Raw genomic sequence first — 15,405 nt, forward strand, 5'->3', positions numbered from 1 at the left:
ACAGAAATAGACTCCTCGCATCATTCATCGCGAGGAGTTTTTCATGGACCAAACCCCCAATCTGAAATTGCCCTATATCCTGCCCAGCCAGGCGCAGAAGCATGTCACCCACAACGAGGCATTGCGGTTGCTCGATGCCGTGGTGCATCTGAGCGTCAGGTCGCGTAGCCGGACCGACGCGCCGGAAACCCCTGCCGGCGGAGACCGTTATCTGGTCGCCGCGCCCGCTTTGGGAAACTGGGCCGGCAAAGAGGGGATGATTGCCTCCTTCATCGATGGCGGATGGCTGTTTGTTGCGCCCGCTGTCGGCTGGCAGGTCTATGTCGAGGACGAAGCGCAACTGCTCGTCTTCGACGGTGCGCTCTGGAAGGGCGTTTCATCGGTCCCTGACAACCTGTCGCTCTCCATGCTCGGTGTTCAAGCGACGGCCGATGCGGTCAACCGGCTCGCGGTTTCGTCCGATGCCAGCCTGTTCAACAATGCAGGTGCGGGGCATGAGGTAAAGGTGAACAAGCAGGCGATGACGGATACGGCGAGCCTTCTCTACCAGACGAACTGGACCGGTTTTGCAGAAATGGGGCTGAACGGCAGCAACGATTTCAGCGTAAAGGTCAGCAGCGACGGCGGGCAATGGCAGGAGGCAATCAAGATCGATCATGCCACAGGCAATGTCGCCATAGGCTCGGTCTGGCCGCAGACAAAACTTCATGTTGATGGTCCCATCCGTCCCGCTCCTATACTGCCGCGGCGCTGCCTCCTGCCGGAAACAATGGCGCCGGTGCGCTGGTCTTTGTAACGCCCCCCCCCCGTCCGGCGCGGAAATGGCCTATTCGGATGGCACGAACTGGAGAAGCATTCGTAGCGGTACGATAATTGCCTAGGGCATTTTGCAGTCTGCCGGAATTATCTGGCGTCGTACAAATGCGGTAAATCAAAGCGATGGAGCGGAAGGGCGAACCTGTGCGAGCGCGTCCGCTCTGGCGGTCTCCCGAAAGCGGCAACCGGTTTGGCGCAGGGACATGCGGGAACCACGAGGCGGAACGCGGCCCCAATTTGGCCAAAAGATGTTTGTTAAGCGCCTGAAACGGCAATTGATATAGTCCTGCCCGAGGACTCATGATAACGGTGGCGAGAAATTTGAATGCTTCGCAGCTACGACGTGCGGCAAGCCGCGAAGGGATTGACTAAATTTTAGTCCCCAATCGTAGTATGAATAGCCTTATGGCGCTGGAATCGTTCCGGTATTTCTCTCCGTGGGAGAGCGGGATTACACGCGTATGAGTTTGAAATATCCATGGCAGAGACTGGCGCTTTTGCCCCGCGCCAGCAAACAGATTATCCTGATGCTGAGCGACTGCGCTCTGCTGTTGCTGAGTGCCTATATCGCGTTCGTCATCCGGCTCGGCTTCGTTTTCGTGCCGAACGAGGGACAAACGTTCCTGATTTTCATCGCGCCCGTTCTGGCAATTCCGGTCTTTATTCGCTTCGGCCTCTACCGCGCCATTATCCGCTATCTGGCGGAACGTGCGATCTGGCCGATTTTTCAGGCCACGGCCATTGCCTCGCTGTTCTGGGTTGCGCTGGTGTTCCTGATGGAACTCTACGGCAGCACGGGCCTGCCGCGCTCGGTTCCGCTGCTCTATTGGCTTTTGAGCACCGTTTTCATCTCGGCCAGCCGGTTCGGTGCGAAATGGCTTTTGCGAAGCGCTGAATCCGACAAACGTTATACGAGTTCCGCATTGATCATTGGCGTGGGCGAACCCGCGCGCCAGCTCGCAACCGCGCTTCGCAGCCATAGCGACACATTGGTTGTTGGCTTTGTCGATCCTGATGGCCAGCTCAACGGCATGGATATCGTGGGACTGCGTGTCTACGGTGTGGAAGACATTCCCGCCCTGATCGAAAACTACGGCATCAAACAGGTGGTCGTATCGGAACCGGGGCTGGAACAGAAGCAGCGTCAGGATTTTGCGCGGCTTCTTGGGCGCCTCCCAGTCAATACGCGCATTCTTCCGCCGATTGCCGATCTGACGGCAGGCAAATATCTGGTCAGCTCGCTGCGCAATGTTGAAATCGACGACCTGCTCGGACGCTCGCCGGTGCCGCCGGACGCGGCCCTGTTGCGTGAAGTGGTCGAGGGGAGGCGCATCATGGTGACGGGGGCCGGCGGATCGATCGGCAGCCAGCTTTGCCGCACCATTGCGCAATGGAACCCCGCCTCCATCGTCCTTTTCGAATCAAGCGAGTTCGCGCTTTACAACATCGACAGGCAACTGAGACAGATAGCCGGTTGCGAGATCGTGCCGATTCTCGGTACGGTGAGCAGCCGCGAATGCGTCGAGAAGGCCATTCGCGACCACAATGTCGATACGGTCTATCACTGCGCAGCCTACAAGCACGTGCCGCTTGTCGAAAAGAACCCGTTGGTCGGCATCTTCAACAATGTTTTCGGCACGCTGGAAGTGGCCCAGGCGGCTCTTGAGACCGACGTCGAACGCATGGTCCTCATCTCGTCCGACAAGGCAGTGCGGCCAACCAATGTGATGGGTGCAACCAAGCGCTGGGCCGAACTGGTCGTATATTATTGCGGTATGCTCGCCGAGCAGTCGGGAAAGAGGAAGGCGTTCTATTCGGTGCGTTTCGGCAATGTGCTCGGATCGAACGGTTCGGTCGTTCCGCTTTTCCGCGAGCAGATTGCCAGTGGCGGTCCGATTACACTGACCCATGACGACATGACTCGCTATTTCATGTCGATCAAGGAAGCCGCCGAGCTTATCGTGCAGTCCGGTGGCATCGCCGCATCCGGCGACACGGTTCTGCTGGAGATGGGCGAACCGGTCAGGATTCGCGATCTGGCAGAGAACATGATCCTGCTGGCAGGGTTGACCGTTCGTAATGAAGAGAACCCGCATGGCGATATTGCCATCGAGGTGACGGGAATTCGCGAAGGCGAGAAGATGTACGAGGAACTCTTCTACGATCCGTCACTGGCACAGCCGACGCGCCATCCAAAGATCATGCGCGCGCCGAAAGGCAACAAGGCAGCCGTGGATGTTCCAGCCAGCCTTGCCGCATTGCGCATTGCGATGGAAAGCGGCGATGTCGATGCGGTCCGCAAGGTTCTGTTCGACGTTATAACTTCCTGAAGCGACCTCGGAAATCCAGCAGCAGTACCAGCGTCGCGACGACTGCCACGAGCGGGAAGGCGACCTGCGTGATTGTGTTGTCGAGAGCGAGCAACGCAATGGCGCAGGCGATGAGAACCAGATTAAGCAGCGCCACATGACCGACGACCTTCAGCACGCTCCAGCCCGAGCGCTTCGCTGTCTGGTAAGCATGCTTGGAATGCGCCTTCAGGATATTCTCGCCATGGCTCAACCGCATCACGATGGTCGTGCCTGCGTCGAGAATATAATAAAGCGGCAGGATCAGCGCGACGACGATATGCGTTTCGCGCGCAAGCAGGATCAGCGCCGTGCCTGTAATCAACCCAAGCGGCAGGCTTCCTGAATCACCCAGAAAAATCGTGGCTGGCGGGCGGTTGAACAGCGCGAACCCCAGAATTCCGCCCGCCGCGATAATTGCGATGCCGCCGCTCTCCAGCCCGGCGAGACCAAGGGCGGCCAAAATGCCGATTCCAGCCAGCGGAATCCCTATGCCCGCGGCGGTCATCAGGTCGAGACCATCCATGAAGTTGGTCACATTGATCGCTACCATGAGCGCAATGACGATGAGCGCAGTCTCCAGCCAATGCGGCAAAAGCTCCGGCAACAGCCGGAAATCCGGTCCCAGACCGTAAACAACGAGCCCGGCAGCGATGAACTGCGACCCCAGCCGGACAATTTCCGAGAGCTCGTAGCGGTCATCCAGCCCTCCGACGATCCAGAGCAATAGCGAGGCTCCCGAAAGACAGAGCGACAGTTGAGCGCTGACTTCCAGATCCGGGGCGAAGATCAGCAACGTCGCAATGATTGCAGGAATGAGCGCCAGCCCGCCGATCTGTCGGGCCACTGTGGTATGGTTGGAACGCGAACTCATGCGGGCCGCAAGAAAGCGCTCGGGCAAGAGCCGGTTCAGCAGATAGAGACCGATGCCGCACAAGGCAGCGCTCACGAGAAATGAGATCAACAGAAACAGCATAGTGAACACCGAGAACACAGTTTTCATAGGAAGTAGCAGCTTTGAAGCGGGACGCAAATCGACGGTTTCGCTTTATGTGACGGCCAGTGGTCCTGGAGCACGTCTCCCGAAAGTGGGAACCGGTTTCGGGCTAAAGACATGCGTGAAAACTGGAGTTTGAAGCATGTCACTTGAACAGGATAAAGCGCGACATGCTCTGGTGTTGAAAACGTTCTTCACGGGGGCTGTTAGCTTGCGCGGGATTTCGCGATTAGGCGATTGCGCTCCGGTTTCGAAGCGGCTATAAGGCCGCGCAACCGATTGCTTCGGTTTGATTTGTTGGGGCGTAGCCAAGCGGTAAGGCAGCGGTTTTTGGTACCGCCATTCCCTGGTTCGAATCCAGGCGCCCCAGCCATAATGTATGATTAAGCTCACAATACTGTTTATTTTGTTTAATTTTTCCAAGAGAAATTCGGTTTTCTCAAGTTTGCGAGAAACTTGGAAGTAAGGTGGTCTTACAGGTTCTGGAAATTTGGTGTCAGTCAATCTTCTTTGATGAGGAGCGTTGTTGGAGAGTGACAAATCTCTAGCGCTGACCAGGATCCTTCGCGCTTCCCACAGGATGAGAACGCCGCCAGTATACTTGGATTCCAGAGAAACGATACGTTCACGTAGGCCACAGAGAATGTGGACATATCCCCTTTTGGTTTGACAATCGTAACCGATGTTCCCTCCCCACGTTGTCCTTGCCTATCGTTTTTGGGACAAGCCTTCCTTTGACCTTCGGCTGGATCGAAAAGCTATGCCATTAAGTGAAAGTCGCTGCTATCGGGAGTGATCGACATTCTCTGATTGATTGCAAAGCAGCTTGGTTCCAGATGTCTAGGAGAAAGCAGTTTCAAAGGGATTTGCCACGACATTCTCGGATCATTCATTAGCCGCTATAACGATCTCGAAGGTTATTGCGCTCTAGGTTCAATCGACATTCAGGATTCAATTTTTCAGTGATGTGTGATTCATAGATTTCCAGATTCGGTGACCTGGAGCCTGTTGATGTCAAAACCGAAGCGCTACGAACTGACTGCTGAGCAATGGCGTCGGGTCGGGGATTTGTTGCCCGGCAAGCCCGGAGATTTGGGTCGCTCTGGCACGGACAACCTTACTTTCGTCAATGGTGTGCTCTGGGTGCTGCGCTCGGGTGCGCATTGGCACGATCTGCTGAGCGCTACGGCAAGTGGAAGACTGTTCACAAGCGCTTCACGCGTTGGTCGAAGGCTGGCGTCTGGGAGCGGGTCTTCACCCACCTCATCGACGATCCCTACAACGATTATGTCAGCCTCGACTCGAGCCTCATGCGCGCCCATCAGCAGGCAGCCACCGGAAAGGGCGGCGGCCAAAAAGGGGGATCAGGCTCTGGGCGTTCCAGAGGAGGACTGACGACCATGACCCCGGAGTCGAGCGTCGGAGAGCAGGTTAGATTTGGTCCTTCAAACCAAAAAGGCCGCCAAATTTACGCTGCTTTGTTCACCCAATTCCACGGCAATAGTTCACCGATCCGGGTTTGCTTGTGGCCATTGACGATGGCGGTGAGCGTCGCGGTCAGATAGGCCAGCGGGTCAACGGCATTGAGCTTGCAGGTTTCGATCAGGGAGGCGATGGTCGCGCAGTTCTCCGCTCCAGCGTCATGTCCCGCGAAGAGCGCGTTCTTCCGGTTCAACGCAATGGGCCTAATGGTTCGCTCGACAGAGCACGATGATGCGCCAGCCACATCCGCATATCGGCGACTAACGGCGCTGACCGTGCCTACCTTCCAGCGAGGCGGGCATTGGCGTCGAGACCGCGCAGCTCGGCCACGCTTCGATAGAGTTCGCCGATCCGCTTCACGCCTTCCTCGGCAATCGGTGCTGTGCCGGTACGGTGATCTCGATCAGCTTACGCCGGGCATGCGCCCAACACTAGGCCAGCCGGATGTCGGGACCGGTACGATCCGAGGCGATCAAGCGGTTATATCCAGCGTAACCGTCCGCCTGAAGGACGCCTGTGAACCCTTGCAATATACGTTCGGCATGGTGTCCACTGCGACCGGGAGCATAGGTGAAGGCTACACCGGGTGGCCCACGCCCGCCCCACGGTCGGTCATCACGGGCCAGCGCCCAGAAGTATCCAGATTTGGTTTTGCGGGAGCCAGGATCGAGGACTGGCGCACGGGTCTCGTCCATGAACAGCTTGGTGGACCGCTTCAGATCGGCGATCAGAGCGTCGAAGACCGGGCGAAGCTCGAATGCCGCCTGGCCGACCAAGTCGGCGAGCGTAGAGCGGTCGAGATCAACGCCCTGGCGGCTCATGATTTGGGCCTGCCGGTAGAGCGGTAAGTGATCGGCGTATTTGGATACCAGCACATGTGCGATGGTCGCCTCTGTCGGCAACCCGGCGTGGATCAATCGAGCAGGCGCTGGAGCCGGGGCAACGCCGTCGGTGCAGGCGCGGCAGGCATATTTGGGACGACGCGTGACGACGACGCGGAATTGCGCTGGGATGACGTCCAACCGCTCGGAGACGTCCTCGCCGATGCAATGCAGGCCGCCGCCGCAGAGCAGGCTTCCCGGTACGATGATGCAGGCAGAGAGCCGCGATTGACGGCACGGGGCTTAGGCTGCGGCTTTCCCAGAGGGGCCATCGGCTTCATCTTCGGCATGGATAGCAGCAATAGCCGTTTCAAGGTCCTCCAATGCGAGATCGAATTGCTCAGGATCGGCCTTCTCGGATTTGCGGCCGAAGGCTGCCTGCTTGAAAGCTGCGACCAGCTTCTCCAGTCGCTCGATCCGGTCATCCTTGTGAACTTCACGCGCTTGCGCCGCGATCAGCATCGCCTTCAGTGCAGCAATGTCGTCTGGAAGATCGTCGGCGTCTAACATGGCCGAAGCCTATCAAAACCAACGTCACTTCGCCGTCGGAATTACCGTCCGAGTCATCGTGCCGCATCTATTCGATGGCGTCCGGCGGTCTCGCCTCTACGGAACGGACGCGATGCCGGTCGAGGCCCGCAAACAATGCTTCGAATTGTGCGTGGCCCAGCCGCTTTTAGGCCATCACCAGACCGCTGCCATCCCAGTAGATCAACTTCAACCGGTCTGCTTTCCGCGACCGAAATACGAAGACCGTCCCTGTAAAAGGTCCTTGCCCAGCTCGTTCTTGACCAACGCCGCCAATCCATCATGGCCCTTGCGGAAATCTACCGGCTTTGTCGCCACCATGATCCGGACGCGGTTCGACGGAAAGATCATGCCGGAACCGCGTAGGCACGCGCGACAGCGGCGATGCGGGCGGGGGATGCGCTTTCTTCCAGCCGAATGGTGACAGACCCGACGATGATCTCGGGACGGCTGGCTTTTTTGATCGCTGTTCTGAAGCGGGTGGATCAACGATCACCGCTGCGAACTCTATCGCATCCTCGGGCGCAGGCAGAACCAGCTTGCCCTGCTGCGCCATCGTTCGCCAGGTGGACAGGTGGTTCGGCTTCAGCCCGTGGCGTTCGACGACCTCATTCACCATCACTCCAGGCCGAAGACCCTCCGAAACGATCTGTGCTTTTACCTCGTCCGGCCAGTGCCGGTGAAACTCACGTCCAGACTTCCTGGTCGTGAGAACCTCCAATGTACTCTCCATGGAGAAACTCCCGTTGCTTGTCCATGGATGCGATTCCAGATCAGAGCGGGAAGGACAACGTGGGGGCGGAACATCGGTTACTGACAATCAGATCAATCAGAGCGCATCGTCAGCAATCTTACGGCTTGCGACGCAAGCTGGTTGAAACTGTTTGCAGGATTTTTTGGTGGGGGCAATGTGGGAAAAGTTTAAAGAAAACAAAATTTGCAGAGATTGGGAGAACGTTGGTCGTAGACCGCTTTCCTCGCCTATTGACGCCGTCGCAAGACGGCGCAACTCAACGATTGATCGTCTTGTCGCCGCATTGTTGAATTAGTTCGCCTGAGAAAGATTCCATTTAAGGCTAATGGACCCACGATCTTCTCTCTGACATTGGAGTGCTGATGTTATTAGCCAATCGAGGAACAGCGACATTGTCTGCGGAATGCTATTATCACCGGGGTTTTTGACGCGATATTCGTTCTCATATATAGGCCGTCAGGGATAGCCCTTGCAAAGGAAGTATGATCAATATGGTAATGTCCATATGGAATTATAGACATTTTATATACGCATCCATTTTGGCTGAGTTGAAGGGGCGTTTTGCGCGCTCGAAGCTGGGTATGTTTTGGTCTATATTGCATCCGCTGGCGCAATCTACGATATATGCCGTCGTCCTCAGTGAGATACTGAGTGCCAAGCTGCATGGAATAGATGATAAGGCGGCTTATTCCATTTATCTAATCGCGGGACTTGCAAGTTGGAACCTTTTTATCGAGATATTTAATCGTTGTCTGACGGTATTTATCGATTACGCGGGTGTGTTAAAAAAGATTGTATTTCCTCGTGTATGCCTTCCGATTATTGTCTGGGGGAGTGCGCTAGTTAATCATATACTTCTGCTGTTCGCCGCTGCAGTTGTTTTTCTATTTTTTGGCCATTTCCCACATGTGACGTGGTTAGCGATTCCCATCGGAATACTTCTGATTTCAATGTTCGCGTTTGGGTTGGGGCTATTATTGGGTGTATTCAATATTTTTGTTCGAGATATAGGCCAAGCCGTGGCCGTGATTCTGCAAATTTGGTTCTGGCTCACCCCGATAGTTTATACGGTCGAAACGGTCCCAGAAAAATTTCGATGGATTGTTGAGTTAAATCCGATGACCGCGTTGGTTCGGCTATATCAAGATGCATTGCTCTTCCACCGCTGGCCAAGCGTTGAAACGTTAATCTATCCCGCCGTTGTGTCTCTGACGTTGTTAATTGTCGCGCTTGTCGTATTCAAGCGAGCTAATTCGGAATTGGTGGATGCATTATGAGTGACCCAGTTATCGCAGTCGAAAATCTGGGAAAATGTTACCCAGTTTACCAATCAAACATCGATCGTTTCGCGAATTGGTTTGGCATGTCGATAAGCCCCAAGGAGGAATATTGGGCCATTAGAGACATAAGTTTTAGGTTAGATGCTGGTGAGGCGCTCGCCCTTGTGGGGCAAAACGGCGCGGGAAAGAGCACCTTGTTGAAGGTGATTACAGGTACGGTGCGACCCACAGAGGGCTCCGTTCAGATTAATGGAAGCGTAAGCGCGATCCTAGAGCTCGGATTAGGTTTCAATCCCGAGTTCACAGGTCGCCAAAATATCTATCAGGCTGGCGGTCTCATGGGGTTCTCCAAGGAGAGACTGCATACGCTTATTCCCGATATTCAAAGTTTTTCAGAGCTAGGTGAATTCTTTGATAAGCCGATAAGAGTGTATTCTTCAGGTATGCATGCCCGCTTGGCATTTTCGCTTGCGACCGCTGTGCGTCCAGATGTTCTCATTGTGGATGAAGTACTATCAGTAGGGGATGCGTTTTTCCAAGCCAAATGTTTTGATCGTATTTCGTCTTTCAAAAACGAAGGAACTTCTCTCCTTTTTGTGACTCATTCAATGGGCGACGTTGTAAAGCATTGTGATCGAGCCGTCTTCATTGAGAAGGGAACAGTAAAATTTGATGGGGATACGCGGCAAGCGTGTAATCTTTATTATGATAGTCTTTTTGGAAAAAGGAAGGTTAAGTCAGTAGATTCCTCATCCAACATGGATTCTGATGTGACTTTGAGTACTTTCGAGGATGTCTACAGCACTAGACCGAATTATCGAAAAGAAGAACACCGTTGGGGCCAAGGCGGGGCGCGTATTATTGATTACAACGTAAAGAGCAATGGTAAATCTCACCCGCCGTCGATCGAAAGCGGCTCCATGGTTGACTTCTCGTTCTCGGTCCTTTTCGACGACGATTATCCTGATGTGACTCCTGGAATACTTCTTAAGAGCCATGATGGGCTTTTCATTTACGGAACCAATTCCTTTTTGTCGGGAAAAGGGATGAATGTATCAGCAAGAAAAGGCGAATTGAAAGTATTCAAATTTAGTATGCCGATAAATTTGAATGGAGGCCATTATTTGTTGTCGTTCGGGGTTTCGAGCGGGCCGCAGGAGAATCTCCTACCACTGGATAGGCGCTACGATTCGGTGCTAATAACGGTAGAGCGGCCTATGCCATTTTGGGGCATCTTTGATTTGCAAGCGAACTTTGAAACGATGGGTCCGATAAGCCATGACAACTGAACTTGAGCGTTTAGTTTTTAAGTTGCCTGAAGTTTATCAGCCGATTTGGGGGCGTCCTGATTTGTCCGCATCGCGCTCACGAGGCTGCGAAGATCGGCTGCAGCAGCTCTTGACCGTCTACAGTAAGGTCAGCAATCTGCTGGGGCGTCCTTTGCGAGTTCTGGATTTGGGCTGTGCTCAGGGATATTTCAGTCATGCTCTTTCCGACGCAGGGGCGGAAGTCTGTGGAGTTGATTACCTAGCTGAGAATATTGCGGTCTGTCGTGCGATAGCTCAAGAGCGTGGTGATAACCGGATTGTGTTTAAATGCGACCGGGTTGAAGAGTTTGTACAGTCTATAGCAATGGACGAGTATGATCTTATTCTCGGTTTGAGTGTATTTCACCACATGGTCGAGGCCAAAGGCATAACGTTTGTTATCGATTGTCTAAACGTGCTCGCTCGGAAGAGTGAGTGTTGTATTTTTGAGTTTGCGACAAATGTAGAGCCTGTTCACTGGGCAGTTGCGCAGCCGGCCAACGTAGAGGATTTATTAGTTGGATTTTCTTATGTCCATTTATTGTCTCAACACGAGACCCACCTTTCAGAGTATAAGCGTCCGCTATATTTTGCAAGCTCGAAAGTTTTCTATGTAGATGATGTCATTTTCCATTATGAGAAATGGACAACTGTATCCAATGCACTAGTTCCAAATTCAAGGGAAGGGCGTCGTCGTTTCTATTTTTCCAAAGATAAGATGGCGAAACAGTATAGAATATTACAGGACAGTTCTTCTCAGCTGGAAGAGAATGAATGGCGAAATGAAGTTTCTTTTCTGACTTCCGACATTGAGGTTGAATACAAGCCTAAGATCTATTCTAAAGGTTTTCGTGGCGGAGAAGCGTGGATTGTAAGGGAGATTTACGAAGGAAATACACTGGATGATTTCATCGTAAAGGGAAAATATTATGATTCTGCCAATTTATTAGAGAGTGTATTGAAGTACTTATCTCAGTTGGAACAGGCTGGCTATTATCATAGCGATTTGCGAGCATGGAACACTTTAATATGCGACGACGGCTCTGTTCGTCTGATTGATTACGGTGCTATTTCACGCATTCGTTCAGATTGCTCCTGGCCGCACGATCTCTTCCTGTCATTCCTAATTTTTTGCCATGAGGTTCTTGGACGGAAAATCGAATTCCCCATTCCAACTCGACCGAGTTGGTTAAATCCAGATGACTTGCCGTCACCATATAACGAGATCTTCTGGAGACTTTTAAAGCGGGTACCAGATAAATGGAGTTTCTCCGATCTGTACGAGCAAATTAAAAATGCGGGCGGCGAGGCAAGTTTCACTGGGGCGGACTCAATCCCCGAGCCGACTATGAAGCTCTTGGCTGAAAGATACGAAGAATCTGCTAGCGAATTGCGTCGACATTTGGCTTGGTTGGAGGGAAAGATTCTAAACGTCGAAGACGTACTTCGGCAAAAAGACGCAGAGATATTGAGATTTGAGTCCACGTTGAAAGAGATACGTACGGAACATGAGAAAACCATAGCGGAGTATGAGGAAGTCGTTGCAGAGCATGAGAAAGCGATTGCGGGCCAAAATTTAGCGTATAAAACGCTGCACGCTGAAAAAAATGATCTAGAAGATCGTTTAAGCACGATTTTTGCCTCGAGAAGCTGGAAGTTGGTATCAAAGCTTTCATCTATCAAACGCCTAATTTTGTCCAAGTGAGAGTGGATTCGATGTCGTCGCCGTCAAAGCAGAAATCTTCAGTAAAAGACGAGCCTTATGGGGTGCTTCCCAAGATAATACACCGTATTTACTTTACTGATTACCCTCCATACAAAGACAAATTTGAGCATTATCTGGAAACGTGGCGGAAAGAACTTCCAGAGTATACGATCATGGAGTGGAATGCCTCCAATCTGGATCTTAACGCGAACGAATGGGTTCGGCGCGCCGTGCAAGCTCGTCAGCCTGTATTCTTAAGCGAATATTTTCGTTGGAAGAAATTGCAGGAATTCGGCGGATTATACTTAGACGCTGATTGTGAAGTTTTGTCTGGGCCTGTTTTGAGGCAGCTCATGGACGAACTGCGAGAGTCCCAGCAGTTTGACGCATTTCTCGGGGTGGAAGAATTTAGTAACGGTTTCCCAACCGCCCAGACCGTCGCAGCCAAGAAGGGGGCCGCGTTGGTTGATTTTATGGTGCAGCTTTATGAAAACTCACTCAGTGGTCCCTTGTGGCATTGGAGGGAAGAGCGGAGTTTAATCGGTCCTCAGCTAATAAGTCTATACTTTAGAGATCAAGGGCGGGATCTTTATGAGGGGATGTTTAAGTATATTACTGAGCCAGAAGTGGAGGCCCGCGTGAAGGTATACCCACAGGAATGGTTCTCACCTAAATTCGGAATTTCTGGGCGGGCTCTTAAGTATACCGAGAACACATGTGTCTACCACTTATTCGGTAATGCGAATGTCTCAGAAATGCATTATGAGGGGCGTCTAATTAGGGATAAGCCGCTGCTATTTCATGAGTACGTGAAGTTTGCCGGCCAGCGTCAATCGGCTTTAGTTAGACTCCGAAATTTTATGTCTCGTCTGAAGCGGTATGCAAGACGCAAACTAAAGGGATTGTTGGGACAATGAACTTGAAAAAACTGCATCGCATCTATTTCGGCTTTGACGGCAAGCCCGATATGTTCGGTGCATATTTAGAGACGTGGAAATCTCAACTCCCGAACTTTGAAATATGCCATTGGAACGCGTCCAACCTGCCAGTCGACATTAACTCTTATACCCGGGCGTTATACGAGGCGAAAGATCACGCTTTCCTGACGGATTACTTCAGGTGGTGGGTACTGAAAGAGTATGGAGGCGTGTACTTTGATGCAGACATCGAGGTCGTGAATGGTGGAATTTTTAACCAGCTGATCGAAGAACTGGAATCTGCTGATTCTTTCGATGCGTTCATAGGGATCGATGAAAAAGTGGGCGGCTGGTATACAGCTCATTCAATGGCATCGAAGCCCAATAGCGATCTTGCGACCTTTATGTGTGAGGCTTATGAAGGTCTCGGACATCTGAAAGTTTGGCGAAAGAAAGCGTTATACTTGTGGGCACCGCAATTAGCGGCGCTCTATTTTGCCAATAAAGGGCATAACGTTGATGGAATGGGTACCACACCAAATCTCGAGAATCCGATCGTCGTTGCCGGAGTAAAAATATACCCGCAAGATTATTTTTCCCCATTGATACCGACCGGCGAAAAAAAACGACCTTTTAAACTCAATGCTTTTACAGAAAACACCTCGATCTGCCATCACTTCGCATGTACGTGGCACGATGCAGATTCGATTTATGCCTCCTACGCTCAGGAGAAGGGTGGAAGCGCCAGTATAATGCTTTCGGATATATCAAGGAATCGTGAGTTTAGCTTAGAGGATACGCTGCGCAAGGCAATACCGTCTGGCATAAAGAGCTGGGTGCGTAGGCTGGTGGGTTGAGTTCAGGTGGAAGTGGGAATTAATATGAGTAATCATCTCAATGTATTTGAGGGCGCCAAAGTTCTAGTGACGGGGCATTGCGGTTTCAAAGGCAGTTGGCTAACACAATGGTTAACGCAACTTGGCGCAGAAGTTTGTGGGTTCTCATTGGAAGTTCCTACCGCGCCCTCAATGTTTAATTCTTTAGTGAAAGGAAACTCGCTTATCGATTTGCGTGGCAATGTTTGTGACCAGGCAGCTGTTGTCGATGCACTTACGAAGTTTCAGCCAGATTTCGTTTTTCATTTGGCTGCTCAACCCATAGTTAAACTTTCTTATGTTGACCCTATTTTGACTTGGCAATCAAATGTCATGGGAACTGTTAGCGTGCTCGAGGCGTTACGCCAAGTTGATAACGAATGTGTGGCTGTTTTTATAACAAGCGACAAGGCTTACGATAATGTGGAATGGGTTTGGGGATATCGGGAGACCGATGCCCTAGGTGGGCCGGACCCATATAGTGCCTCCAAGGGCGCTGCGGAGCTCGCAATTAAGTCATATGTCCGTTCCTTCTTCCCGAAGACTGGAGCCGTCAGAGTCGGCGTAGGTCGGGCCGGAAATGTAATTGGCGGAGGCGATTGGGCCGCCGACCGAATTATTCCTGATTGTGTTCGCTCATGGTCGTCTGGTGATTCAGTAAAGCTCAGGCGTCCCAACGCCACTCGTCCTTGGCAGCACGTCCTAGAGCCACTGAGCGGTTATCTTGCGCTTGCAGCAGCACTAAAAGAAGGAAACGAGTTACACGGAGAAGCGTTTAATTTCGGACCGAATCTCGATGAAAACTACACTGTTTGTCAGGTTGTTGCCGACATGGCCAAACATTGGCCAGGCGCAGAATGGGCGGATGTATCCGCAGGCGAAGCTACCTCTGTTTACGAGTCGCATCTCCTAAAGTTGAACTGTGACAAAGCTCTTTATCATTTAAGCTGGCGTGCATCCATGGATTACGAACAGACAGTCCGGATGACAATCGAATGGTACTTGGAGTTTTACAAGAACAAGCCCGATGACATGCGGGAATTCACTAGAGGTCAGATCTCAGAATATACCCAAATAGCCGCAGGGAGAGGTGTGCGATGGGCCCGGTGACTTCAGATATAGGCGTATTCGATCTTCGACGAATACCTTTACAAGGTGGAGATGTATTGAAAGGTATGATGGGCTCTGACGGCTTGTCATCAGATTTCGGTGAGCTCTATTTCAGCTTTATTGAATTTGGCTATGTGAAAGGCTGGAAACGACATAACCGCATGTCGTCAAATCTCATAGTGCCTGTTGGCGCCGTAAAGTTTGTATTCATTGGCGATGACCCTAGTGATCGTCTGGAGATTATTTCCGGCGAGGGTGAACACCGAAGAATTTCAGTGCCGCCAGGTTTCTGGATGGCGTTTAGTGGGCTGACGAAAGGCCCAAACTTAGTTGTGAATATTGCGGATATTCCGCACGATGACAACGAGGAAGATCGGAAAAGCTTGGCGGCTTTCGAATTCTAAA

At 52.1% G+C, this 15,405-nt stretch carries 11 protein-coding genes, 1 tRNA gene and 3 pseudogenes; 11 read left to right on the top strand and 4 right to left on the bottom strand.

The window, feature by feature from the left end; genetic code table 11:
* The first annotated feature begins 43 nt into the window (after positions 1 to 43).
* Both OINT_RS02830 and OINT_RS02835 read left to right on the top strand, forming a co-directional pair.
* Positions 44 to 881: pseudogene (locus OINT_RS02830) on the top strand (DUF2793 domain-containing protein).
* 396 nt (positions 882 to 1,277) lie between these two features.
* Entirely contained in the window at positions 1,278 to 3,146 is a 1,869-nt protein-coding gene (locus tag OINT_RS02835) for a polysaccharide biosynthesis protein (protein WP_039852347.1), read from the top strand.
* On the opposite strand, the gene OINT_RS02840 is transcribed toward OINT_RS02835, so the two are convergent.
* Positions 3,133 to 4,140: an MraY family glycosyltransferase gene (locus tag OINT_RS02840; RefSeq protein ID WP_039852350.1), complete on the bottom strand. Its 1,008-nt coding sequence runs from the start codon at positions 4,138 to 4,140 to the stop codon at positions 3,133 to 3,135. The genes OINT_RS02835 and OINT_RS02840 overlap by 14 nt on opposite strands.
* A gap of 319 nt (positions 4,141 to 4,459) precedes the next feature.
* Here OINT_RS02840 and OINT_RS02845 point away from each other — a divergent pair.
* A tRNA-Gln gene (locus OINT_RS02845) sits at positions 4,460 to 4,534 on the top strand.
* A gap of 638 nt (positions 4,535 to 5,172) precedes the next feature.
* A pseudogene (locus OINT_RS22720) lies at positions 5,173 to 5,726 on the top strand (IS5 family transposase).
* Here OINT_RS22720 and tnpC read toward each other — a convergent pair.
* The 3 genes and pseudogenes from tnpC to OINT_RS23470 all read right to left on the bottom strand — a co-directional run bounded on the left by tnpC (position 5,630) and on the right by OINT_RS23470 (position 7,785).
* Positions 5,630 to 7,034 (bottom strand): annotated as a pseudogene (tnpC, locus tag OINT_RS02855) (IS66 family transposase). The pseudogenes OINT_RS22720 and tnpC sit on opposite strands and share 97 nt — an antisense overlap.
* Positions 7,035 to 7,241: 207 nt before the next feature.
* Positions 7,242 to 7,403 (bottom strand): IS66 family insertion sequence element accessory protein TnpB, encoded by a 162-nt coding sequence (gene tnpB, locus OINT_RS24425; protein WP_412766471.1) that lies wholly within the window; start codon positions 7,401 to 7,403, stop codon positions 7,242 to 7,244.
* Positions 7,333 to 7,785, bottom strand: a complete 453-nt coding sequence (locus tag OINT_RS23470; RefSeq protein ID WP_138920912.1) for a transposase — start codon at positions 7,783 to 7,785, stop codon at positions 7,333 to 7,335. Before OINT_RS23470 ends, tnpB begins: the two co-directional genes overlap by 71 nt.
* Before the next feature lie 503 nt (positions 7,786 to 8,288).
* On the opposite strand from OINT_RS23470, the gene OINT_RS02865 reads away from it, so the two are divergent.
* From OINT_RS02865 to OINT_RS02895, 7 genes are read left to right on the top strand one after another with little or no spacing between them, the layout of a single operon-like run.
* Positions 8,289 to 9,083 carry an ABC transporter permease gene (locus OINT_RS02865; RefSeq protein ID WP_039852356.1) on the top strand — a complete coding sequence of 265 codons (795 nt, stop codon included), beginning with the start codon at positions 8,289 to 8,291 and terminating at the stop codon, positions 9,081 to 9,083.
* Positions 9,080 to 10,375: an ABC transporter ATP-binding protein gene (locus tag OINT_RS02870; protein ID WP_039852359.1), complete on the top strand. Its 1,296-nt coding sequence runs from the start codon at positions 9,080 to 9,082 to the stop codon at positions 10,373 to 10,375. The genes OINT_RS02865 and OINT_RS02870 overlap by 4 nt, the downstream gene beginning before the upstream one ends.
* Positions 10,365 to 12,098: a methyltransferase domain-containing protein gene (locus OINT_RS22470; protein WP_080556932.1), complete on the top strand. Its 1,734-nt coding sequence runs from the start codon at positions 10,365 to 10,367 to the stop codon at positions 12,096 to 12,098. Before OINT_RS02870 ends, OINT_RS22470 begins: the two co-directional genes overlap by 11 nt.
* 11 nt (positions 12,099 to 12,109) lie before the next feature.
* Entirely contained in the window at positions 12,110 to 13,015 is a 906-nt protein-coding gene (locus OINT_RS22475; protein ID WP_050790993.1) for a glycosyltransferase family 32 protein, read from the top strand.
* Positions 13,012 to 13,872, top strand: a complete 861-nt coding sequence (locus OINT_RS02885; RefSeq protein ID WP_039852362.1) for a glycosyltransferase family 32 protein — start codon at positions 13,012 to 13,014, stop codon at positions 13,870 to 13,872. The genes OINT_RS22475 and OINT_RS02885 overlap by 4 nt, the downstream gene beginning before the upstream one ends.
* A gap of 24 nt (positions 13,873 to 13,896) precedes the next feature.
* Positions 13,897 to 15,000, top strand: coding sequence for a CDP-glucose 4,6-dehydratase (gene rfbG / locus OINT_RS02890; protein ID WP_039852365.1), 1,104 nt, complete (start codon positions 13,897 to 13,899; stop codon positions 14,998 to 15,000).
* A complete protein-coding gene (locus tag OINT_RS02895; RefSeq protein ID WP_039852368.1) occupies positions 14,988 to 15,404 on the top strand; it encodes a hypothetical protein in 417 nt (138 codons plus the stop codon). Before rfbG ends, OINT_RS02895 begins: the two co-directional genes overlap by 13 nt.
* Position 15,405 lies beyond the last annotated feature (1 nt).

It is taken from the genome of Brucella intermedia LMG 3301 (genome assembly GCF_000182645.1).
GTDB classification, from domain to species: Bacteria; Pseudomonadota; Alphaproteobacteria; order Rhizobiales; family Rhizobiaceae; genus Brucella; species Brucella intermedia.